This window comes from Chryseobacterium sp. R2ACT005 (assembly GCF_049949215.1).
In the GTDB taxonomy this organism is placed as follows: domain Bacteria; phylum Bacteroidota; class Bacteroidia; order Flavobacteriales; family Weeksellaceae; genus Chryseobacterium.
This window is the reverse complement of sequence record NZ_CP188192.1, coordinates 1188882-1211332: the sequence shown is the minus strand read 5'-3', so window position 1 is coordinate 1211332 and position 22451 is coordinate 1188882. Positions and strand designations below refer to the sequence as shown.

Annotated in this window: 20 protein-coding genes; 11 read left to right on the top strand and 9 right to left on the bottom strand. The window is 36.4% G+C overall.

Annotated elements, in window-relative coordinates; translation table 11 throughout:
* Entirely contained in the window at positions 1–1464 is a 1464-nt protein-coding gene (locus ACPF63_RS05545; RefSeq protein WP_426482305.1) for a RagB/SusD family nutrient uptake outer membrane protein, read from the top strand.
* Between the two features lie 261 nt (positions 1465–1725).
* On the opposite strand, the gene ACPF63_RS05540 is transcribed toward ACPF63_RS05545, so the two are convergent.
* Positions 1726–2238 carry a hypothetical protein gene (locus tag ACPF63_RS05540; protein WP_426482304.1) on the bottom strand — a complete coding sequence of 171 codons (513 nt, stop codon included), beginning with the start codon at positions 2236–2238 and terminating at the stop codon, positions 1726–1728.
* Between the two features lie 88 nt (positions 2239–2326).
* Between ACPF63_RS05540 and bla the strand changes: the two genes are divergently transcribed.
* Together bla and ACPF63_RS05530 are read left to right on the top strand one after the other, a co-directional pair.
* Complete coding sequence (gene bla / locus ACPF63_RS05535) at positions 2327–3217, top strand: class A beta-lactamase (RefSeq protein WP_426482303.1); 891 nt, start codon at positions 2327–2329, stop codon at positions 3215–3217.
* Between the two features lie 3 nt (positions 3218–3220).
* Complete coding sequence (locus ACPF63_RS05530; RefSeq protein WP_426482302.1) at positions 3221–4261, top strand: serine hydrolase domain-containing protein; 1041 nt, start codon at positions 3221–3223, stop codon at positions 4259–4261.
* Between the two features lie 95 nt (positions 4262–4356).
* Here ACPF63_RS05530 and ACPF63_RS05525 read toward each other — a convergent pair whose 3' ends face one another.
* The gene (locus ACPF63_RS05525; RefSeq protein ID WP_426482301.1) at positions 4357–5457 is read right to left on the bottom strand and encodes an acyltransferase family protein; all 1101 of its coding nucleotides are present in this window, start codon (positions 5455–5457) and stop codon (positions 4357–4359) included.
* 183 nt (positions 5458–5640) lie between these two features.
* Here ACPF63_RS05525 and ACPF63_RS05520 point away from each other — a divergent pair, with 183 nt between their 5' ends.
* The 5 genes from ACPF63_RS05520 to ACPF63_RS05500 all read left to right on the top strand — a co-directional run bounded on the left by ACPF63_RS05520 (position 5641) and on the right by ACPF63_RS05500 (position 9625).
* Entirely contained in the window at positions 5641–6705 is a 1065-nt protein-coding gene (locus ACPF63_RS05520) for a sensor histidine kinase (protein ID WP_426482300.1), read from the top strand.
* Positions 6698–7396 carry a LytR/AlgR family response regulator transcription factor gene (locus ACPF63_RS05515; RefSeq protein WP_426482299.1) on the top strand — a complete coding sequence of 233 codons (699 nt, stop codon included), beginning with the start codon at positions 6698–6700 and terminating at the stop codon, positions 7394–7396. The genes ACPF63_RS05520 and ACPF63_RS05515 overlap by 8 nt, the downstream gene beginning before the upstream one ends.
* Before the next feature lie 105 nt (positions 7397–7501).
* Positions 7502–7984, top strand: a complete 483-nt coding sequence (locus ACPF63_RS05510) for a nuclear transport factor 2 family protein (protein WP_426482298.1) — start codon at positions 7502–7504, stop codon at positions 7982–7984.
* Positions 7985–8288: 304 nt separating this feature from the next.
* On the top strand, positions 8289–8849 hold the full coding sequence (locus tag ACPF63_RS05505) for a hypothetical protein (RefSeq protein ID WP_426482297.1): 561 nt from the start codon (positions 8289–8291) through the stop codon (positions 8847–8849).
* An 80-nt stretch (positions 8850–8929) separates the two neighbouring features.
* Entirely contained in the window at positions 8930–9625 is a 696-nt protein-coding gene (locus ACPF63_RS05500) for an ABC transporter ATP-binding protein (protein WP_426482296.1), read from the top strand.
* A 63-nt stretch (positions 9626–9688) separates the two neighbouring features.
* Here ACPF63_RS05500 and ACPF63_RS05495 read toward each other — a convergent pair whose 3' ends face one another.
* Positions 9689–11626 (bottom strand): SPFH domain-containing protein, encoded by a 1938-nt coding sequence (locus ACPF63_RS05495; RefSeq protein ID WP_426482295.1) that lies wholly within the window; start codon positions 11624–11626, stop codon positions 9689–9691.
* A gap of 444 nt (positions 11627–12070) precedes the next feature.
* Here ACPF63_RS05495 and ACPF63_RS05490 point away from each other — a divergent pair, with 444 nt between their 5' ends.
* Positions 12071–12508, top strand: coding sequence for a hypothetical protein (locus ACPF63_RS05490; RefSeq protein WP_426482294.1), 438 nt, complete (start codon positions 12071–12073; stop codon positions 12506–12508).
* A 126-nt stretch (positions 12509–12634) separates the two neighbouring features.
* On the opposite strand, the gene ACPF63_RS05485 is transcribed toward ACPF63_RS05490, so the two are convergent.
* The 3 genes from ACPF63_RS05485 to ACPF63_RS05475 all read right to left on the bottom strand — a co-directional run bounded on the left by ACPF63_RS05485 (position 12635) and on the right by ACPF63_RS05475 (position 15476).
* Complete coding sequence (locus tag ACPF63_RS05485; RefSeq protein ID WP_426482293.1) at positions 12635–13435, bottom strand: patatin-like phospholipase family protein; 801 nt, start codon at positions 13433–13435, stop codon at positions 12635–12637.
* 161 nt (positions 13436–13596) lie between these two features.
* On the bottom strand, positions 13597–14985 hold the full coding sequence (gene lpdA / locus ACPF63_RS05480) for a dihydrolipoyl dehydrogenase (RefSeq protein WP_426482292.1): 1389 nt from the start codon (positions 14983–14985) through the stop codon (positions 13597–13599).
* Positions 14986–15212: 227 nt separating this feature from the next.
* The gene (locus ACPF63_RS05475) at positions 15213–15476 is read right to left on the bottom strand and encodes a hypothetical protein (protein WP_228408889.1); all 264 of its coding nucleotides are present in this window, start codon (positions 15474–15476) and stop codon (positions 15213–15215) included.
* Positions 15477–15675: 199 nt separating this feature from the next.
* On the opposite strand from ACPF63_RS05475, the gene ACPF63_RS05470 reads away from it, so the two are divergent.
* Positions 15676–16062, top strand: coding sequence for a hypothetical protein (locus ACPF63_RS05470; protein ID WP_426482291.1), 387 nt, complete (start codon positions 15676–15678; stop codon positions 16060–16062).
* 122 nt (positions 16063–16184) lie between these two features.
* Complete coding sequence (locus ACPF63_RS05465; RefSeq protein ID WP_426482290.1) at positions 16185–17066, top strand: hypothetical protein; 882 nt, start codon at positions 16185–16187, stop codon at positions 17064–17066.
* Positions 17067–17132: 66 nt separating this feature from the next.
* On the opposite strand, the gene ACPF63_RS05460 is transcribed toward ACPF63_RS05465, so the two are convergent.
* The 3 genes from ACPF63_RS05460 to ACPF63_RS05450 all read right to left on the bottom strand — a co-directional run bounded on the left by ACPF63_RS05460 (position 17133) and on the right by ACPF63_RS05450 (position 22445).
* Positions 17133–19757: a glycoside hydrolase family 3 N-terminal domain-containing protein gene (locus ACPF63_RS05460; protein WP_426482289.1), complete on the bottom strand. Its 2625-nt coding sequence runs from the start codon at positions 19755–19757 to the stop codon at positions 17133–17135.
* A 295-nt stretch (positions 19758–20052) separates the two neighbouring features.
* On the bottom strand, positions 20053–21495 hold the full coding sequence (locus ACPF63_RS05455) for an alpha-L-fucosidase (RefSeq protein ID WP_426482288.1): 1443 nt from the start codon (positions 21493–21495) through the stop codon (positions 20053–20055).
* Between the two features lie 50 nt (positions 21496–21545).
* The gene (locus ACPF63_RS05450) at positions 21546–22445 is read right to left on the bottom strand and encodes a TIGR01777 family oxidoreductase (RefSeq protein ID WP_426482287.1); all 900 of its coding nucleotides are present in this window, start codon (positions 22443–22445) and stop codon (positions 21546–21548) included.
* Positions 22446–22451 lie beyond the last annotated feature (6 nt).

The window sequence follows — 22451 nt, the reverse complement described above, 5'->3', positions numbered from 1 at the left end:
ATGAAAAAAATAAAATACTTTTTAGCAGCGGTAACCATAGGTTTTATGATCACCAGCTGTGCCAATGATCTCAACACTTTACCGGAAGGTGATATTTCAGGTGAACAGCTGAATAACGACACTTCCAGTCCGGAAAAAATTCTGGGTGGAATCTATCTTGATCTTCGCAGTAATGGTGCCGGCGGTACTACCGTTCACTCAGATTTTGGAATCATGGGAATTAAAGCAGGTGCCGACCTGATGTCCAATGATGTCATCCAGTCTACGAACCAGCATTTGGGAATGTTTTATAATTACGAAGCTACCAATGCCAGCAACATTGTTTCTGAGATTGTATGGACTACTTTTTATGCAAGAATATTTGTGATCAATAAGCTTCTTGATGGTTTAGATAAAAATGCGAGTGCAAAGAACAGAGCCATTGCAGGACAGTTATTAGCTTTAAGAGCCTACTCTTATTTTTATTTAGTCCGTTTTTATGCCAACGATTATAATGGTCATCAGTCTGAACCGGGACTTCCATTGGTGCTTACCGCAAGCAATCCCAGCCAGGGACTTCCCAGATCAACTGTTGCTGAGGTGTATGGACAAATCAAAAATGATATTGAGGAATCTATTACACTCTTAGATACTTATGCCCGTCCGTCCAGAGCCCAGATCGATAGAAGAACCGCCAAGGCCATTGCAGCTGAAGTATTTCTGGAAACGGGAGATTACATCAAAGCGGCTCAATATGCTGAGGAAAGCAAACAGGGCGTTGGCCTTATGACAGAAGATGATTATACCACCACCGGATTTTCCAATATCAATAATCCTGAGGTAATATGGGGTTTTCATAATACGATTTCTACTATGAGCATCGGAAATTATTATGCCTCATTCTTCTCAATGTTTGATAATACCAACGAAGGATATGCGGGTGCTGCTCAGATCCGTAAACTGATAGACAAAAGACTTTATGAAGCAATTCCGGAAACGGATTACCGTAAAAAAGTGTTCAATGGCAGTCAGGCTGCGGCTTATACCTTTAACGGAAAAACAAAAAACTACCCACCTTATGTAAGCTGGAAATTTAAAGATCCTACTCTTTTTGAAGGAGATTATATTTACATCCGGGCTTCCTCATTATATTATGTACAAGCTGAGGCCCTTGCCAGACAGGGAAGAGAAACGGAAGCAAGACAAGTATTATTCGAGATTACCTCGAAAAGAAATAAGGCGTATACACTCTCTACAAAATCTGGCAATGCCCTGATCAATGAGATTGTCCTTCAAAAAAGGATAGAACTTTGGGGTGAAGGCTACGCGTGGTTTGATATGAAACGATTAAACACCCCTTTAGAAAGAGTATACACAGGGACAAATCATACTTTTGGAAGGTTCAACCTTACTCCTGATAAATTCAGATTCCAGATTCCTAATAAAGAGATTAATAATAACCCACAAATCAAACAGAATGAATAGATAAACTAAAACAATTTTACATTCAAATATATTCAGTGACGAGGCGCCATTTACAAGTAAATGGTGCCTTTTTTATTAATAATGACTCAGTTGTATGTTTTTCAAACGCAAAGTTTTTATTATTTAAATTATCATTAAAGCAAGCGACAAAGCCGCATGAAGCTTTATGACAGTACGTCCGCTTAAACAGAATCAATGTAGTTGATTCCACCTTTGCTTCCTCAAAAAAAGTAAGGATCGTTGCGTCAAATATTTATCTATCTATTTTACAATAATATCAGACTTATAATTGTCTTTTAAAAGCTCTCCATTTTTATACAAACGCTGGTTAATGACCTTCCCTTTTTCATTGAAATAAAGCCACAAAGCATTTTTCCTCCCTAAAGAATCCAGTCGCCCCATTTCTTTCGGCATTTTGTTATTGTGAAGAATCTGGATCGGAAACAGGCCTTTCAAATCTTTTAGAGAATCCATTTTTTCAGGAATCAGTTCCGCTTCATTTCCTATTTTGAAAGTATACTTTTTTCCTTTATCACTTTTAAGAATAAGCTCATCTCCTGATATCTCATATTTTCCCTCTGAAAATGGAGCTGTTGAAATCTGATCATAGCTTATATATTCTGTTTTTAAAAATTCAAAAGTTCCGTTTTTTATATACAATGAATATACTCCGCCTCCGGATTGCAGCTCAACATATTTCGGATATTCTTTGTCTTTTTTACAGGAAATAATTGTGAAAAGAAGGACAAAAAGGCTAATAGTTTTTATTTTCATGGAACTAAATTATTAAAATATTTACAATAGAAGGAGGAGTGGAAATACATATATTTGGAAATCAAAAAAACTTTAAAACCAGATTCAAATGCAGAAAGGAATTATTTTCACGCTATTTGCGCTCTTATTCAATCTCCCTATTTTTTCACAGCACAAGAAATCCCTTGATCTTAAGAAAACCATTGAATCCATTATCTCCAATAAGAAGACAGATGTGGGTGTTTCAATCCTTGGACCTGATCAGAAAGAAACAATACAGATTAATGGTAATACATTATATCCCATGCTCAGTACAGTAAAGTTTCCTATTGCTTTAACGGTGTTGAAAAAGGTAGAAAAGGGTGAACTTTCTTTACAGCAGAAACTATTCATTAAAAAAGAAGAACTTCTTGAAGATACCTGGAGTCCGTTCAAAAAAGAACATCCTGAGGGTAATATAGAAATCAGCCTGGAAGAAGCTCTGAAATGGATCGTTTCCTACAGTGACAATAATATCAGTGATATCCTGATGAGGTTGGTTGGCGGGTCGGAGCCTGTTCAGCAGCTGGCCAACAGTAAAGATTGTATCATTCAAAACAATGAAGAGGATATGCACAAAGACTGGGAATCTCAGTTTGTAAATAAAATAACACCCAACGAAGCTATCCGGCTCCTTACAGCATTCAGTAATGGAAAAATACTGAATAAAGAACATAGCCTGTGGCTCTATAACATTATGCTCAATAACACTGCCGGACCAAAAAGGCTTAAGGGCAATCTTCCACCGCAGGTAAAAGTAGCCCACAGAACTGGAACATCTTTTACCAATAAAGAAGGAATGACAGGTGCCATCAATGATTTCGGAATTATTGAACTTTCAGACAACAAAAAGATATACATCGCTGTTTTTGTTCATGATACCTATGAAAAGTTCGAAAATGCAGAAGCAATTATTGCAGACATCTCGAAAGCAACTTATGACTATTACCATAAAAAATAAGGAATGACCCAAACACAATTATTCTTCACAGCTCTGTTTTCAGCAGTACTGTCTGTTACCGCAACAGCTCAGAAAAAAGACATTTATAAACACAAAATAGACAGCATTATAACGGCTTCCAGTCCAATTGCATTCAATGGCGTTGTCTTGGTTACTCAGAAAGGAAAAATCCAATACCTGAAATCCAATGGGTACAAAGATTTCGAAAAGAAAATCCCGGTGAAAACAGATGACCAGTTTGAAATCATGTCCAATTCAAAACAGGTTACCGCTGTTTTAATTTTACAGGCTGCTGAACAAGGAAAACTGAGCCTCCACACCCCTATCAAAAAGTATCTTCCCTCTCTTACCCAAAGCTGGGCAGATACTGTTACTGTACATCATCTTTTGAACCATACTCATGGCATTACAGATATAAATAAACCGACAACGTTCAAAGCCGGCTCCCAATTCAAATACGGTAACCTCTCCTATATGATGTTGGGGGAAATCCTTAAAAACACAACTGGAAAAAGCTTCACAGAACTTGCCACTTCTCTTTTCAAAAGGCTAAAAATGGATAAAACACTGGTATTCAACACCAGGAACAATCAGTCTCTTGTTCCCGGCTATATGAACGAAGACAATCAGTTTGAAAAAGTGAAACAATCATTCCTGAATGATAATATTTCTCCTGCAGCTGGTATTATTTCTACGGTGCAGGATCTTGCTAAATGGGATGCAGCATTATTTAAAGGAAAACTTCTCTCTCCTGAGTTTCAAAAGCAGATGCTGACTCCTTCCACAAGCTCCCAGCACAATGCTTTTGGAAAAGAAAGTATGGGGTTTGGTTACAATGTAAGATTTATCAAAGAAGCAGGTCTTGATTATTTTGCAGTGACAGGTCTCGGAGATGGTTTTACATGCCTTAATGTCTATTTTCCTTCTACAGATACTACTTTGGTCATTTTAGAAAATCAGATGCCTGAAAAAAGTGAATACTGGAGCTTTAAAGAGGCTTCGATAAAAAATGTGGTTCTAAAAGCGATGACTTCCAATCAATAATTTTTTATGCTAACTATTTACGAGTCAGTTTCTATTCCGAAACTGACTCTTTATTTTTTATGCTCCGCAGATTGAGAAGGCTATACAGATTTTTTTTAAACTTTGGATTTAAGGACAGAGAAAGGTTTTTCAATAACAAAACGGTAAAACAAGCCACCCAAAATACAAGCAAACAGACAAATCAAAAGAGTGATATTATCTGAGGTTTCAAATTTAAAATAGTCAAGAAGTCCCTGTACCATATGGATAATTCCTTTATGTGAAAGGTAAACAGTATATGACAGAGCTGCCAGCTGAGCGGTAATATATGACTTTGAACGATACAGGAAAGACGATTGTGAAATGGCAGCCATCAGAATAATTCCATAGCCTACCGCCACCAGTGTAAACCCAAATACAGAAGCCGTTTTGGAAGTCTGTTCATTACATACCCAAAATGAAATTCCCAGCAATACTATTCCAAGAAAGAAAAGCTTATTTCCATTGCCGGCAACTATTCTTTTGAATATTGAAGAATACTGCATGAGATAACCGATCATGACACCCATTCCCAGGCCATCTAACCGTGTGTGGGTAGGATAATATATTTTCATATACCATAATTTCCAGAAATCTGTGGAAGAAGTATCTGCCACCGCAATAAATTCATTCCATACCATCAGCCTTGCGGTAATAGAAAATCCAATGACAGCCATCATCAGAATGGCCATATATCTGAACAGTTGTGCTGGAATGACGATCAAAAGAAACAAAGGAAGAATGAGATAAAACTGTTCTTCAATGCATAATGACCATGCATGAGAAAATGTTCCAAAGCTGATGACATCCAGTCCATAATTTTGAGTAAAAGTGACAAACTTCCATAAAGGGGATAAAGCTTCCCTTTCTCTGAAAAAAGGAAATATAAAATAGAGTAAAAGAGTAAAAAAGTAAGCCGGAATAATTCTGAAAAAACGTTTTATATAAAATGCTTTCAGACTGATATTTCCCTTATCTTCTATTTCTTTGAACAACTGGCCTGAGATCAGAAACCCGCTTAAAACAAAGAAAAGATCCACTCCTGTCCAGCCAAATCTTCCAATGCTGTCGATCCAGCCGGGATGCTTAAATGCCCGATAATGATATAGTAACACTAGTAAAATAGCAGCAGCTCTCAGATGATCCAATCCGTAAAGCCTTTCAGAACGTTCCGTCATTATTTTTTTATGCAAATATTGACCAATTTCCAACTACTTTCCTACATAGAATCCGAACAACGGCCTATTCAGTACCGACAACAAAACAGGAAGTTTGTACCATAAATGATGTTATCTGACATTATTTTAAAGTATTCTGCATGACATTTCTCTGGCGTAACTTAAGTTTTTATATTTTTGAAGATGATGAAAACTCCATCAGGAACTCAGATCAGACAAACTCTATACTTCCAGCTGTTCTTCTGGATTGCTTTATTTTTATTCGGAACGGCAAGAATGTATGGAGAATATGAAAGTGGAGCTTTTAAAGAAATAATGATTTATAACTTTTGTCACTGGATTTTCCAGATTGCAGGAGCCAATTTTATTTATTTTGTGCTGATCCGTCATTTTTTTGACCGGAAAAAGTATGTTACCTTTTCTCTGTATCTCATCATCAGTCTTTACGCTATTTCTGTCATCAACAGGTTTTTCCTTGTTTATATTGCTGAACCACTTTTTACCAAGGAAGTGAAGGACAGTATTTTCAGTATTTTCACAGATATTCCTTACCTCTTGCTCCATTATACATTTACTATTATCAGCGGGGCATTTATCTTTATTTCAATCATGTTTTTTATAAGGTATAAGGATGAAAAAGAACGAACAATCAAACTGCAAAAGGAAAAAACAGAACTGGAATTACAGTCTCTCAAATCCCAGCTCAATCCTCATTTCCTCTTTAATACCCTGAATAATATTTATTCTCTGTCAATCAGCCATTCTGATAAAACCTCTCAATCTATCAGCCAGCTATCCGATATTCTGGATTATATTTTATACAAAGGGCAGAAAAAATGGGTAACCGTTTCTGATGAACTGGCTATTATTGAACATTATATTGCGCTGGAAAGCCTGCGGTATCATAATGAAAGATTAAAAATCCAGAAACGCACCAGGTTAAACTCCCCGAATACCATTCCGCCCCTTCTCTATCTTACTTTGGTAGAAAATGCCTTTAAACATGGAGTCGGGAAAAGTTCCGAAACCACAGAAATAAAGATTGAAGTGGAAACAAATGATCTTCATTCTGTTTTTAAAATTGAAAACACTTTCTCAGACCACCAGACAGCCAATGAAAAAGGAATCGGGCTGCAAAACATACAAAGACAGCTGCTCCATCATTATCAGAAAAATTTTACCTTCAGTATCTCACAGGAAAACAATATTTTTAAAGTTGAAATAAGTACTCCTTCACATCATGATTAACTGTATTATTGTAGATGACGAACCTCTGGCTATGTCATTACTGGAAAACCATATTTCTAAAATCGACGATTTAAAGTTGGTGGGAAAAGCTCAAAATGCAATGCAGGCTTATAAAACACTGCAAAATCAGACTGTAGACCTTATGTTTCTGGATATTCAGATGCCTCACCTCAATGGAATTGATTTTCTGAAGTCACTGTCTCAGAAGCCCAATACTATTTTCACTACAGCTTACCGGGATTTTGCCATTGAAGGTTTTGAACTGGAAGCGGTAGATTATCTCCTGAAACCCATTACTTTTGAACGGTTTTTCAAATCTGTGGAACGCATACTGAGAACTACAGCCGGCAATAGAGAAAATTTTATCCTTATCAAAATTGAAGGAATGCACCGGAAACTTATGCTTTCGGAGATCGCTTATTTTGAAAGCCAGGGAAACGATATCAAAGTTGTACTAACAACCCAAGAAAGTTTTATTTCAAAAAGTAAAATCACAGATCTGGAGAAAACTTTGTCTGGTAAAGGCTTTGTAAGAATTCACAGATCTTTTATCATTAATTCCGCTATTGTGATGGCATTCAGTAATAATGAGGTTCTTCTTGGCAATCATCGAATCCCTGTGGGAAGAAGTTATAAAAATGAATTTGATACTTTTATAGCTCTTATTTCTAAACGTTCTATTAACAACTAAAGGACATCTCTTCATAATCTGCTAAAATTTAATTGGTTACATTTGGATAAACTGAAAGTAGTATAACATGCTTTTGAAAAATTTCGAATTATAAAACCATAAAATATGAAAAACAGATTCTTTATTCCATTATTCTCAACCCTATTATTTTGTTTGATATGGACTAACACTTTCTCACAATCAAAATCTTATACACCAGTCTCTCAGGAACTCTACAATACCATAATAAAAAAGGACAGCATTCTTTTCAGCGCTTCCAACTCAGGAAATATTGAAAAACTTAAAATGTTTTTCACTGAAAACCTCGAGTTCTTCCATGATGTTGGTGGCCTGGCAAACTATCAAGAGACTATTGATAATTTCACTAGAGTAGCTAAAAACTATGCATACACCCGAAGAGTTTTAGTTCCTGAATCTGTGGAAGTATATCCTATTAAAGATTATGGGGCTTTACAAACCGGGACCCATCAATTTTGCCGTCTGGAAAATGGTTTACTGATCAATTGTGGAACATTTAAATTTGTTCATATCTGGAAAGAAACCCCTAATGGATGGAAAATATCAAGAGTGATCAGCTATGGACATTAAATTAATCACATTTTATTTTCATTAAAAAAAATACTTCCTATATATCAGTAGATTATGATAAAAAACCACATTATTTAATAACTTTAACATTTGCTAAAGTGGGAACCTCTTTACAATATAAAACATTGTAAATAAATACATTATAATCAAATTCATATATAATGAATTGCATAACATTATTCTACCAACCTGTATGGATATTAAAAAAAATGGTTATTTTTGCTCCATCCGAATAAAATTGCTTTTACGCTTTTTTATTAGTAATTTTATGTGCACCAAGTTATAAAACATTAAAATTCATTTCATGAGAAAAATAATTCTACTTATTACATGTATGTTCGGTATTTCAGTTTTCTCACAGATTAAAGTGTTGAAGAATGAAAGTTTGGTGGAAATTGGTAAAGATAATTCCGTTGGTCTCTATAAAAAGGAAGATAAATTTACAGTCAACTACCAGGATTTGAACACCGCTAACCTGAATACAATCCGATCTTTTTCATTTCAGAATATTAATGGTGATGTTACCGGATTATTTAAACTTATTATGGATGGGTTTATCTCTGCTCCTGGTGAGAATATTATCCTGGAACTGCCTAATGATATCATTGAGCTTCATTATGAAAAGAACTATGGCCAGCCAACCGTACAGTTTATCCAGGTGATCAATAAGAACCGGAAATATATAGGAAAATCACAGTTTTTGACCCAAAAACAAGTGGAGAAAATTTTCGGAAGAACCAATGGAAAGTATGCCATGTATGACAACTCAGGTTCTGTAAAACCAGCTGTAACCAAAGGAGCCGGCAATACAGCCTCTACTGCTGCTCCGGCAACAGGTGGAACCAAGAAAAAATCAAAAAAATAATTATATTTTATAAATATTGCGAAACTCATTCTATCGGATGAGTTTTTTTATTTTATTTTTGCAAAAAGACATTCAAACTTATGCCGCTTCAGATAATCAATTTAACCAAAAAATTTGGTGAGCAGACTGCCCTTGACAATATCAACATTTCTATTGATAAAAATGAGATCATCGGTCTTCTTGGCCCGAACGGTGCCGGAAAATCTACCCTGATGAAATCTATTGTCGGAGCACTGAAAATTGACCAGGGTGAAATCATTTTCAATGGGATGAATATCTCAAACCATGAGATTGAAAGCAAAAAGAAAATAGGCTTTCTTCCTGAAAACAATCCGCTTTATCTGGAAATGTACGTAAAAGAATATCTTCAGTTTGTAGCCAATATCCACAAAATATCAGAGTCCAGAGTAGATGAGGTGATTGAGCTAGTAGGAATCACACCAGAAAAATCTAAAAAAATCGGACAGCTTTCTAAAGGTTACAAACAACGTATAGGATTGGCTCAGGCTATTATTCATCAGCCGGATTTACTGATTCTTGATGAACCTACCAATGGTCTGGATCCCAATCAAATCATTGAAATCCGTAATGTGGTAAAACAAATCGGCCAGCAGAAAACGGTTTTACTTTCTACGCACATCATGCAGGAAGTGGAAGCACTCTGTTCAAGAGTTATTCTTATTCATAAAGGGAATATTCTTCAGGACTGCCCTATTGATGAGTTTAAAGGTAAATTTGAAAGCCTGGAAGAAGCGTTTGCAAGTTATACTGTATAAAGAATATGAAATCGCCCGGAAAAATTTCCGGGCGATTTTTTTTAATTATTCTTCAAGTTAAAATCAAGAATTGTTATCCGGTTTCTCCTCAATTACAGCAGCCGTTTCAGTATTTTTCTTTTGCACCTGTTCCAAAAGCTGAAGTCCTAAAAGTCCGCTAATTCCGCCATTCGCTGAATCTCCGTTTCCTCCGATTAATACTTCAGGCATTATTCTTACATTCTGGCTGGCAATATTTTCCATGATTTTCAATTGGGTAAAGTTATTTCCGCCCATTGCTTCTACAGATAACTTATAGGATTCTGCATTAGATTTACCAATGGCCAGAATTTTTTCTGCCTCTGCATTACCTGTTAATGAAATTTGTTCCGCGTTTGCTTTTGCCAGCAACTCTATCTTTTCTGCTTCAGCTTTTGCGAGAAGTCTTGTTTTTTCTGCTTCACCTGTGGCCAACAGCTTCAATCTGTCTCCTTCTGCATTCGCCTGCAATCTTACGGAATTGGCATCTCCGGTTGCTTTTTTCACTGATGCATCAGCTATTCTTTCCGCAATCACAACACCCTGATCCGCTTTTACAATTTCTTTCTGCATATCAGCAACAGCCGTTTCTTTTTCCAGAGCCTGACGCGTTTCCTGAGCCAGCATTTCAGTTTCGTACGTAATTTTCTGTTCTTCCGCCAATTTTCTATCCGTTAAGGTTTTCATTAAACTTTCCGGAGGAACAATCGCTCCTATCAAAGTATCTACTGCATTTACATTATATTGTTCCAAAACACTGCTGATGTGGTCTTTTGCCGACTGCTGTCTTTCTTTTCGCGTTCCCAGAAATGCAATCACATCACTATCCTGCGCTGAATTTCTAAAATAATTCCCAATAGTTGGCTCTAAAACCTGGCTTACAAGATTGATCATATTTCCAAAGCGTGCAATCACTTTTGGAGCTTCATATGTCGGAATATGGATGATTTGCGAAACATCAAGATTGAAAGGGAAACCGTCTTTACTTCGTACCGTAATCGTTGAGAGGTTTTTATCCAGCTGGTGAGATTCGCTTCTTTCATAAGCCCAGTTCAGTACCAAATTGGTGGTAGGAACAAGTTCAACCTTCATAATATAAGGATTGATGGGATATTTTCCGGGACCAATGGGTTCTGCCCAAACTCCTTTACGGCTTTTCTCAACAATGTTTCCATGTTTAAAATCAATCCCGCTCAAATCTTGCCCTTCTTCTCCTACATAGCTGATAATAACTCCCACATGGCCAATTGGAATTTCCGTCATTTTCACCATTTCAACTTTTGTAAACCAGGGATTCAGGAAATAAGAACCCGCCAGAATTACCTGCTCCTGAAGACCTTTAAATCCTCCGCTATTTAAAAAAGTATCTACATCCTGAAATTTATTATGTCCATTGATAATTTTACCCGCAATCTGACCTTCTGCTAAAGGGTCTCCTTCCATGGTTGTGATAACCCCCACTGCATTATCAGGAATCTGAGTCATATCCGTTAATTCTATTTCAAATAATAACGTGTTGATTCTATAGGATCCTGGTGCAATAATCGCGGTCTGACGGCCTTTTCTTCCTCCGTTTTTCAAAAAAGCTTCAGCATCCTGAAAAGAATCACAATCAACTTTTCTACCCAAGATTCTTCCGGTTTCTAGTTCTACCCCATCTTTTGCCAGCAATAATCCTATTTTTCCGGTCGGAATCACTGTAAAAGATTGAAAATCGATAGTATATTGCCATATCCATTTTCTGAAATATACCCCCGGAGCTAGTGTCTGAGCCTGAAAGCCTGCCTCTCCGTTGGTTGCAATAATTCTTCCTTCCGGAAGTTCCTGCTTACCTACCAGCACAAATTTTTTGGTTACCAACCCTATTTTGTCCTGAGGGACAATGATTAATCCAAAGAAAATTCTTAAAATGAATTTATAAAAAAGTACGCACAAAAGTGCCATTACGGCCGGAACCATCCAGCCATGAAAAGCTAATTCCATAGTTTTGTTTTTTGTTTTTGATTATTTTTGAAAACAGGGATTGTGCTCTGGTTCTTCGGGATATGAAAAAACAGAGTACGAATTATGTGATAATTCTTTCGAAAAAATTAAGAAATTACAGGAGGAGATGTATTAAAAATCGTGAAGATGATTTCTGATACTTTTAATAGAAAAAACTTAAAATTAATTAGTTTCATTTTGATAATAAAGGAACGAGATCCTTTGATGGTACAAATGTACAGAAGAAAAGTATTCAGTTGTTTCAAAAACTGACAATATTTCACAAACAAAAATATAACAAATTGATAATCAATACAATTATTTCTAAAAACAGATATTTAGCGGTCTCCGAAATCTCTTTCCGACACTCTATATTCTTCTTTTTAATTGAAATATGGCGCTATATTTGATAGACTCTGAAATGTTAACCAATAACCACTCAATATGATAAAACATATTTTACTAGGGACTTTCTGCTTGGCTCAATTTTCTTTTGTTTATGCCAAAGAGATTCCGAATCCGAAAACAGATATTTCTGTAGCTTCTTCTGCTCTTCAACAGGTACCCAAAACAGTTATTATTAAAACCAAAAAGTTCAAGATCAGAATTGACAAACAGCCAAATGGCAAATACCTTTATCAATCATGGAATGCCAATGCAAAGATCACAGCAAAACCAAGCATGATCATCAGTGATGGTGAAATGATTCCTGACGGTACTGGAGGGAATTATTATATCACTTTCAGCAATGAGGGGCACAGCTACCAGATCTGGAGAAATTACCTTACAGATTCTCCTAAAAAAGCACCTTATACACTGGTTGTCAACGATGCCAACGATAATGAAATTGTACGACAGGACGGGTATGTAGTCAAGAATTAGAATAAAAGCTGGAAGCTGGAGGAGAGAAGCTGGAAGTTATTACAGTCTGTCTAACACTCTACTTTATGAACTCAACGTTTATCTTCCTTTTGTATAAACTAAAATCCTGCGTTGATGCGGGATTTTTTATGTTCCCGACTGTTTTAATTCTTCAAAATAACCACTGGTTTCATAGCTTTCTTTAGCTGCTTGGTACCCGATATTGAAAATCTCTTCCAATCTGTCCTTTCTTCGTTCGAAAGTTCCGTAAGAAGATAATTTTTGAGAGGAAATAAACCAGTCACAGTAATCAAATTTTATTTTTTCAATTCTATAGGAAAGTAAATCATAGGAACGGGAAACGATTGCTTTAATGGAGTTCAGGTCTTTGATTTTAGCTTCGTTGGGTGGAGAGACAAATACGCCGATCAGCTTATCACAGTCATCTCTGATGATATCTGCCGGAAAGTTGTTCAGTACACCTCCATCACAGTACATTTCCTCTCCAATAATGTAAGGGGTTGTTATTCCGGGAATGGAACACGAGGCAATGATAGCATCCACAATCTCAAAATCTTTGTCAAAAATCTTCTGGGTTCCGGAAACGAGTTCTGTGGCCACAATTTTTACTTCAATATCGAGATCACCCAATTTCATTTCATGAAAAATAGGCTTCAGATAATTCCGGAAAATCACTGAAGAAACAAGTCCCGGCTGATTGAATGTAAAATGTTTCCAGTTGAAAAAATACACAGAATTGAAAAATTCCAGAATTTCTTCCGGAGTTTTTCCGATAGCATGAAGACATCCTACAATAGATCCTGCACTACAGGAGGAAAGGATATCTACTTCAATTCCTTTTTCCTGTAAGAATTTTAATACTCCTGCATGAGCGATTCCTTTGGTACCGCCGCCTGATAAAACAAGTCCTACTCTGTCAAAATTCATAGAATAAATGTAAGGAAACAGCCTGAAATAATCGAGTTAATTTTTATAAATATGCTGATTTTAAAATTATTTTAATAAAATCAATGGTTTTATTAATGTATTTCAACGAAAAAGCCCGGATATCTCCGGGCTTTTATATATTGATTTCTGTATATTTCAGATTAAATGTGAATCACTTCACCGTAAGCAGCAGCAGCAGCTTCCATAATTGCTTCAGAAACTGTTGGGTGCGGGTGAATAGACTTGATGATCTCGTGACCTGTAGTTTCCAGTTTTCTAGCTACCACAGCTTCAGCCACCATATCCGTTACTCCTTCACCAATCATGTGGCATCCTAACCATTCACCATATTTAGCATCGAAGATTACTTTGATAAACCCGTCTGTGTTTCCGTTTGCAGTAGCTTTACCACTTGCAGAAAGAGGGAATTTACCAACTTTGATTTCGTATCCTTTTTCTTTAGCCTGCTTTTCAGTAAGACCTACAGAAGCTACTTCAGGGTGACAGTAAGTACATCCAGGAATATTGCCATAGTCGATTTTTTCAACGTGCATCCCTTTGATTTTCTCAACACAAGTGATTCCTTCTGCAGAAGCAACGTGAGCCAAAGCCTGAGTTGGGATGATATCTCCGATTGCATAGTAACCTGGTACTGAAGTTTCATACCATTCGTTTACCAATACTCTTCCTTTATCTGTCTGGATACCTACTTCTTCTAATCCGATATTCTCGATATTAGCAGCAATACCTACAGCAGATAATAAGATATCAGCTTCCAGAGTAATGTTTCCGTTAGCTGTTTTAACAGTAGCTTTTACTCCTTCACCACTTGTATCAACACTTTCTACAGAAGCGTTTGTCATAATCTCGATTCCTGTCTTTTTCAGAGATTTCTCTAAGTGTTTAGAGATTTCTTCATCTTCTACAGGAACGATGTTTGGCATAAATTCAACAACAGTTACTTTAGTTCCCATTGTGTTATAGAAGTCAGCAAATTCTACCCCGATAGCTCCAGAACCTACAACAATCATAGATTTCGGCTGCTCAGGAAGAGATAATGCCTGTCTGTATCCGATTACTTTTTTACCATCCTGTGGTAAGTTTGGTAATTCTCTTGAACGAGCTCCTGTAGCGATGATAATGTGGTTAGCTGAATATTCAGTTACTTTACCCTCTTTATCTATCACAGAAACTTTTTTACCTTTCTGTACTTTTGCAGTACCAAGAATTACGTCAATCTTATTCTTTTTCATCAAGAATTCGATTCCTTTGCTCATTTTGCTGGCAACACCACGGCTTCTCTGAATTACATTCGGGAATTCAAAGCTAACCTCCACTTTATTCAAACCATAATCTTCAGCATGGTTGATATAATGAAAAACCTGAGCAGATTTCAATAAAGCTTTAGTTGGAATACATCCCCAGTTAAGGCAGATTCCTCCTAAATTTTCTTTCTCGATAATTGCGGTTTTGAAACCTAATTGCGCTGCTCTGATCGCAGTAACATATCCACCAGGACCACTTCCAATGACAATAATATCGTAATTCATTACTTTAAAAATTTTTATGCGAATTTAAGGAAAAATATTGGATGTTTGATGTTTCTGTAAACCGATCTTAAAATGCATCAATAAAGCTATTTTCATTCAATTTTAAACAAAGAAAGAGGAAACAAACGCATCCTCTTTCAATAAATTTTATTTTACATTGAAAACTTCTCAAAATTTAAAATATAAAAAGCGGCTTTTTTTATTTTAATAACCGCAAAAATTCTGTATTATTTAGCCTGTCTAAGTAATCGTTTTTCAGTCGCATATCTTTGATTTAAGGCTTTCATCTGATCCCTTTTCATCTGTTTGGTAGCAAGCGGATGATTAAGAATGAGCTTTTTCTCAGTATTGTATTTTTTGGTGAGCTCTTGCATTTTAATATTAACCAATTCCGTTTTTGATGGATGTGGAGGAGCTGGCGGACGTTTCTGGGCAGAAACATTCATTGATAAACCTAATACTAATAGTGTTGAAATTAAAAACTTTTTCATGATGTTCATATTTTTGAATGACTTCAATAAATTTTATAATTTTCATTAAATTCATTCCGGTTCGTGATAAATCTTGCATATATCATACCAATATTTTTTGTAGAAAGTAAAATTCATCATGTAAAATCATTAACTCATTTGAAATTATGGTCATTAATAACGATCTATTTTTCATACATTTATCTTTTAACAAACACCTATGAAAACGTCTGTAAAAAAAGGTAATCTGACTAAAGACAGTATCTGGATGAAAGAACCCGAAATTCACGATTTTCCTGCGGCACAGGATTATCTGGAACTGCTTTTTGAGCCCGATAAAGCCAGAAAAATGGTTGAAAAATTAAAGGCAGCTGATACAATTACAAAAAAATCAAAAGATATTTTAAGAGCTAGTAAGCTTCCTCTGCTTCCTGAGACCAATATTCATGTAAAAGAAAACCTGAAAAAAGTAGAAAAAAATAAAAAACTTTCGCCCATACTTTTAGTAAGAGGTGAAAATGAACTGATTATTGCAGATGGTTACCACCGCCTTTGCTGCAGCTATTATCTTACCGAAGATCTGGAAGTCCCGTGTAGACTGGTTTAATATTTCTCAACAGTTATTACATTCTTAAATAGTGATTTATTTAAAAATATATAATTTATTAAGTTTTATTTAATTTTTAGTTATTTTTTTTCTATATTTGATCGAAACCAAATTTCCAACACATGAAAAAATACATTTTGATCCTTTTATTTGTAACCCTTCCCTTAACTGCACAAGTAGGTATTAATACTACAACTCCTAACAGCACACTTGCTATAAATGGTTCATTGAGGGCTGGCTATAGTGAAGTCACCGCCACTGCTTATAATATTCTGACTACTGATCATTATATTACTTATAATGGAACAGCCGATGCCACATTTACCCTTCCTGTCATCGGAACCGGAACAACGAGTTTTACAGGAAGAATTTATAAGATCAAAAACATTTCGCCGAATAATATCACACTTCAGGCTTCCAGCGGTAATACCCTAAGAATTGACAACACTCCTGTTGCTTCTTTTGTGATTCCTATCGGTGCCTATGCTGAAGTTGTGAACAACAGCAATACAACTGGCGGAACATGGGACTTGTCTTTTACAGTTCTTCCTAAACCGAGCAATGTGGAAATCTATGGAACGCAAGTTCTCATTCCTCCTCATAGACTTGGAACAGCACCTGTTGCCGACTGGACTAACCATGGTAATCCTGGTTATGATACAGGAACAACCAATGACAGATGGTGGATCATTAGCAAAACATCAGTAGATAATGCTCACACGTCACTCTATTCCAATGCCAGCAGAATGACCTTGGTTTATGAATATCAGGGTACTCCGTTCAACGTTACCAATATGTATCCAATCCTTACAGCAGGAAATAATTCAAGTTTCCCGGATGTATTTACAGCATCTTTTGTAAGCCTTGCCAATAACGGTACTGCCGGAAGAACAAGACTTACGGTATCTGTAGCCCGTATAGATTTCATTGGAAATAACGGATCTAATAACAGTAACTGGACCGGAACATTCTTATTGAACGTTCTACTAGCCCGAAAATACTAGATATCTTCAAAAAATTAAAAAACAAAAAGAGCAGGAATTTCTGCTCTTTTTGTTTTTTAATTTAATCTACAAAACTTCAATATTTTGTTTTAATGGAAGGTTCTTGGATGAATTGCCAACCATAATTCTGTAAGTTCCTTTTTCTACAACCCATTCCATTTTTTCATTCAAGAACTGTAATTGCTTTATGGGAACTTCAATGGTGATAGATTTTGTTTCTCCGGGCTTCAATTCTACTTTCTGAAATCCTTTAAGCTCAATCACCGGTCTGGAAACAGTTGCCAATAAGTCTTTTACATAGAGCTGAACAACTTCGCTTCCTGCTTTTGGTCCTGTATTTTTTACATTGACTTTAGCAATAATAGTTTCATTTTCTGAATATTTGGTTTTGTTCAGCTGTAAACCGGAGATTTCAAAGGTGGTATAACTTAAACCAAAACCAAACGGATACAATGGCTCACCACTCAGGTCATAATAATCATTTCCTCTTCCCGTTGGATGGTGATTATATGTCAAAGGCAGCTGGCCTTCTTCAACCGGAAAGGTTATAGGTAATTTCCCGGATGGATTTTCTGCACCAAAAAGAGTTTTTGCCACAGCATTTCCTCCTTCTTCTCCCGGATACCAAACATCTAAAATAGCACCTACTTTATCTTTCCAGGCAGTTGTTTTTATAGCAGATCCACCTACTAAAACTACTGTTAGCGGTTTTTTCAATTTTGAAACTTCATGAATAAATGATTCCTGATTTCCGGGTAAACTCAGTGAAGAACGGTCCTGAAATTCGCCTTCATGAATACCGGCAGTAACAATGATATAGTCTGCATTCTGAGCAAGATCTAAAGCTTCTTCATACTCTTTCCGGTACTTATGAAGTCCATAGTTCCAGATCAGCTCAAGGTTTGCTTCTCCCCGATTTTCATGAAACTCAATGGTAATGTCATATTTTTCACCTTTTACGAAATCTAGATCAACCATTTTGGTGGAATAGCTTAGTTTTTCCCATTGATCAATGATTAATATTCCATCAAGGTATAATCTGAAGCCGTCATTTCCGCGCAATCCTAACTGATACTTTCCTGAATCCGGTGCTTCCAGTTGTCCTGTCCAGCGGATGCTGTAATGATCAGGTTGAAGTTTTTGAGGATCGGGTGAGTATAAAGTCCATTTAAAATTGAGCTGTTCATCCTGTTTTTCAAAAGCCGGACTTCCTTTTAAATTGGTATTAGAGAAATAGGTCCCTTTTAATCCTTTTTTGTTTTCGGAGGATAAGTATTCATTGGAAATTGTAGTAAAATCCTTTACATTCCAATCAATCCCTTTTGAATAAACGACTTCAATATTTTTATCTCTGGTATAATTTTTAATTCCGTCAACAATATTTATCTTTTTGTTTCCAGGCCCTGAATAACCGCCTAATCTGGCATCAACAGCATCTGTTCCTACCACCAGAATTCTTTTTACATTTCCGGGAACAGGAAGGGTCTGATTATTATTCTGGAGCAAAACGAAAGACTCTGCAGCCGTTTTTTCTGCCAGCGGTTTATGATTCAGTTTTTTTAATTCTTCAATTTCTTTGACTGAAACATAAGGGTTTTCGAATAATCCAAGCTCAAATTTAGCTCTCAATACTCTTGCAACAGCATCATCAATTCTTTCTTTTGATATTCTTCCATCCAAAAACGGAGGAATAAAAAGCTCATAATGTTTATATTCTGTCTGAAAAATCACATCCAGCCCTGCATTGATGGCCTGTGCAGAAGCATCATCATAATCTTTTGCCGTAAAATGCAGCACATTTGCGCCTCCTACCGCACTTGCATCACTGATGACGAAGCCCTTGAAATTCCAGTCTTTTTTTAACTTTTCTGTTAACAGCCAATGATTAGCGGTTGAAGGTCTTCCATCAAGAAGATTATAAGAGGTCATTACTGAACGGCTTTTTCCTGTTGTAAAAGCATTGTGAAAAGGTATTAAATGTGTTTCCTCAAGGTATCTTTTGCTCCAATGAATCGGATATGAATCTCTTCCACCTTCTCCTACGTTGGCAAGAAAATGCTTCGGAGTAGTAATGATTCCCATATTTTCAAATGAACTGACAAAACTAACTCCCATTACTGAGGTCAGAAAGGGATCTTCACCGTAAGTTTCCTCTGTTCTGCCCCATCTCACGTCACCCGCCAGATTTACTACAGGGGTCAGAATCTGACGGATTCCTCTCAATTTGGATTCTTTTGCAATCGCTGTTGAAACCTTGTTCATCAACTCCGGGTTGAAAGTGGCTGCCAAACCGATGGCCTGAGGAAAAGCGGTAGCTCCTTCTCTTACCAATCCGTGTAATGCTTCGTCGAAGGGAATAATCGGGATTCCTAATCTTGATTCTTCTACAAAATACTTCTGAATAGCATTGATTTTTTTCACCAATCTTTCGGCATCTTCATTGGCGTTATATTTCAACAACTGCCCTGCAGCGCCGCCTCCCTGGTTTCCAGCACTTACCTGCAATCCAAAAATCCCATGAGAATATTGCCCCTTTGGGACGTTATCCAAATCTCCGGGAATCATAAAACACTGCCAGAATTTTTCTTCAGGGGTCATTCTCTTCAGCAGATCCTGAACTCTGGTTTCAATGGATTGTTTTGGGTCTTTATATAAGGGTTTTTGAGCAGAGATAAATACTGAACTCAACAAGAAAATTCCTATAATTTTAAATCGAAGTTTAAAACACATCTCAAGAATAATTTAGTTTAAAATTTGTTCTTTTACCTTGAAGCAAAAGAACCAAAAGTTCAAGACTTGGAACTCTCCGCTAAAAATAGAATCTGCTCTCTAAAAATTCTAAAACTCGTGTGAATTAATGTTAGTTTTCCTGTTCAACAGTTGTCTCGCACTCAAACACTAGAATTTTCTTAACGTTCACAGACTATATTTTCTTAACGCTTCGATTTCCTATGTCACTTTAATATAAAATAAGTCACCAATTCAACTATTGCGTTATTTGAATTACAGTTGAATATTTTAACTTATTTCTTTCTTTAGGTAAATTAATTTCAATTGAATTTCCTAATTTTTTCCATTTAATTTTGTTTGACAATCCTAAAACTTTCAAAGATTTTGGTTTAAAATTATCAGGAATTGTAAAACTTAATGTTGATGGAGCCTTATATTCTGATTTTTCATCAAGATGGAAAACATTTACCGTATGATGGTCTTTGCTTTGGGTATAATAATAATCTCCTTCGTGATAGGGAGCAATGCTTCTTGTAGCAAAAACAGCAGACTGATTTTTGTTCATCCAGCCGGAAATCTGCTGTAATCTTTCATACACTATGGGGTCATAATCACCATTAGGTCCGGGAGCGATATTCATCAGGTAATTTCCTCCTCTGGAAATGATTTTCACCAAGGTTTCAATAATCTTTTGGGAGGTTTTATAGTTGTCATTGGGAACATAGGAAAAGGAATCTCCCATGGTGATACAGCTTTCCCAAGGGATGGGAAGAGCATGTTCCGGAACCGCCTGCTCTGGTGTAACATAATTTTCCCATTTTCCGGAAACGGTACGGTCTACAATAATAATTCCCGGCTGATTTTTCCTGGCCATTGTTCCTATTTTATCCATATCAATATCCTGCTCTACTTTGATGGTGCGCTGCCATTCAACTTTCGGATCAATGGTATGAAAAGGACGTACCCAGCCTCCATCCAGCCAGAGTATATCAATTTTACCATAATCGGATGTGATTTCGTTCAGCTGATTGAAGGTGAATTTTTTAAAACTCTCCCATCTTTCCGGATATTTTTTAGGGTCATAATTTACATTTCTGTCTTTCGGCGGAAAGTAAGGCCACCAGTAATCATCGGAATGCCAGTCAGGTTTTGAAAAGTATGCTCCAATTTTGAATCCCTCTTTTCTGAAGGTATTGAAGATTTCTTTCGTCACATCAGATTTTGGATTTTTTGAAAAAGGAGTTTTAGGAGAAGTGATTTTATAATCTGACTGCTGAGTGTCAAACATCGCAAAACCATCATGATGCTTCGTGGTAAAAACCACATATTTCATTCCAGCTTTTTTTACTGCATCCGCCCATTTTTGAGGATTAAACTGAGTGGGATTAAAAGTTGTCTGAAGGTTTTCATAATTCTTTACATATTCGTCATAAGATTTCCCATGCTCAGGTTTTCTCTGCGTCCAAGATTCGTCTTCAGGGCATAAGCTCCAGCTTTCAACAATTCCCCACTGGCTGTAGGTTCCCCAATGCATAAACAGTCCGAATTTCATATCCTGCCATTGGTCCAGATTCTGAACAACAAGAGGGTCTGTGGGTTTCTGATATCCGTCAGACACATTATGAGCCTGTGAAAATACGACTGAACTTATTAAAAAAGATGAAAGGAAAAAAGGTTTTATTTTGGGGATAACCAACATATGGAATAGTTTTCCGCTAATTTAATTATCCTTTGGGAAATCCGCAAACATTAGGATTCCAAGAGATTAAGAATAGCTTCATCAAATCCGGAAAATGAAAACTGAAATCCATTTTTTATCAATCTTTCTGGGTACACATTACGGCTTTTTAAGAGTAATTCGGTTTCCGTATTCAGGAATACAGATGCAATTTCCAACTGCCAGACCGGAGCATTAAGCCCAAAAGGAACATTCAGTTTTTTTCTCAATTTTTTCATCATATTTTCATTGGAAACCGGTGCAGGGGCGGTTATATTGATCGTTCCTGACATATCCTCATGCTGAATAATCCAGTCTACTGCTTTACAAAAATCATCAATATGAATCCAGCTTACCATTTGATTCCCTCTTCCCTGTTTTCCTCCTAAACCCATCCTGGTAATCATTTTCAGCTTTGGAAATGCTCCGCCATTATTGCCCAGAACGATTGATGTGCGAAGAACAGCTTTCCGTATTCCTTCATTTTTGACTGCAAAGAATTCTTTCTCCCAGCTTTTGCAGATATTCATTGAAAAATCATCTCCTATAATTCCGTTTTCTTCTGTATTGAGATGTTTTTCAGAATGAACGTAAATGGTAGCAGAACTAGCATTCAGCCACACTTTTGGTATTTCAGAACATTGATCTACTGCTCTTTGCAATATTCTTGTACTATCAATTCTTGAAGAATAGATTTCCTGTTTATTTTTCTCATGATAACGACAGTCTACAGATTTTCCTGTAAGATTGATCAGAACATCTGCTTTTTCCAAAGTGTTTTTCCATTCACCCAATGTTCTGGCATCCCAGTAAATTTCGTTTTTACGTTGAGGATTACGGGTCAGGATATAGACTTGGTTTCCTTTTTCCGTAAAGTATTTCTCAAGATTTTCACCAAGAAATCCGGTGCCTCCGGCTATGATTATTTTCATTGTTTT

Excerpts from the sequence above, each read along its gene's own strand:
- ACPF63_RS05540 (WP_426482304.1), bottom strand. The coding sequence starts at position 2,238 with ATGAAAATAAAAACTATTAGCCTTTTTGTCCTTCTTTTCACAATTATT.
- lpdA (WP_426482292.1), bottom strand. The coding sequence starts at position 14,985 with ATGAATTACGATATTATTGTCATTGGAAGTGGTCCTGGTGGATATGTT.
- ACPF63_RS05500 (WP_426482296.1), top strand. The coding sequence starts at position 8,930 with ATGCCGCTTCAGATAATCAATTTAACCAAAAAATTTGGTGAGCAGACT.
- ACPF63_RS05450 (WP_426482287.1), bottom strand. The coding sequence starts at position 22,445 with ATGAAAATAATCATAGCCGGAGGCACCGGATTTCTTGGTGAAAATCTT.
- ACPF63_RS05455 (WP_426482288.1), bottom strand. The coding sequence starts at position 21,495 with ATGTTGGTTATCCCCAAAATAAAACCTTTTTTCCTTTCATCTTTTTTA.
- ACPF63_RS05485 (WP_426482293.1), bottom strand. The coding sequence starts at position 13,435 with ATGAATTTTGACAGAGTAGGACTTGTTTTATCAGGCGGCGGTACCAAA.
- bla (WP_426482303.1), top strand. The coding sequence starts at position 2,327 with ATGCAGAAAGGAATTATTTTCACGCTATTTGCGCTCTTATTCAATCTC.
- ACPF63_RS05525 (WP_426482301.1), bottom strand. The coding sequence starts at position 5,457 with ATGACGGAACGTTCTGAAAGGCTTTACGGATTGGATCATCTGAGAGCT.
- ACPF63_RS05515 (WP_426482299.1), top strand. The coding sequence starts at position 6,698 with ATGATTAACTGTATTATTGTAGATGACGAACCTCTGGCTATGTCATTA.
- ACPF63_RS05490 (WP_426482294.1), top strand. The coding sequence starts at position 12,071 with ATGATAAAACATATTTTACTAGGGACTTTCTGCTTGGCTCAATTTTCT.
- ACPF63_RS05510 (WP_426482298.1), top strand. The coding sequence starts at position 7,502 with ATGAAAAACAGATTCTTTATTCCATTATTCTCAACCCTATTATTTTGT.
- ACPF63_RS05530 (WP_426482302.1), top strand. The coding sequence starts at position 3,221 with ATGACCCAAACACAATTATTCTTCACAGCTCTGTTTTCAGCAGTACTG.
- ACPF63_RS05475 (WP_228408889.1), bottom strand. The coding sequence starts at position 15,476 with ATGAAAAAGTTTTTAATTTCAACACTATTAGTATTAGGTTTATCAATG.
- ACPF63_RS05470 (WP_426482291.1), top strand. The coding sequence starts at position 15,676 with ATGAAAACGTCTGTAAAAAAAGGTAATCTGACTAAAGACAGTATCTGG.
- ACPF63_RS05520 (WP_426482300.1), top strand. The coding sequence starts at position 5,641 with ATGATGAAAACTCCATCAGGAACTCAGATCAGACAAACTCTATACTTC.
- ACPF63_RS05465 (WP_426482290.1), top strand. The coding sequence starts at position 16,185 with ATGAAAAAATACATTTTGATCCTTTTATTTGTAACCCTTCCCTTAACT.
- ACPF63_RS05495 (WP_426482295.1), bottom strand. The coding sequence starts at position 11,626 with ATGGAATTAGCTTTTCATGGCTGGATGGTTCCGGCCGTAATGGCACTT.
- ACPF63_RS05545 (WP_426482305.1), top strand. The coding sequence starts at position 1 with ATGAAAAAAATAAAATACTTTTTAGCAGCGGTAACCATAGGTTTTATG.
- ACPF63_RS05505 (WP_426482297.1), top strand. The coding sequence starts at position 8,289 with ATGAGAAAAATAATTCTACTTATTACATGTATGTTCGGTATTTCAGTT.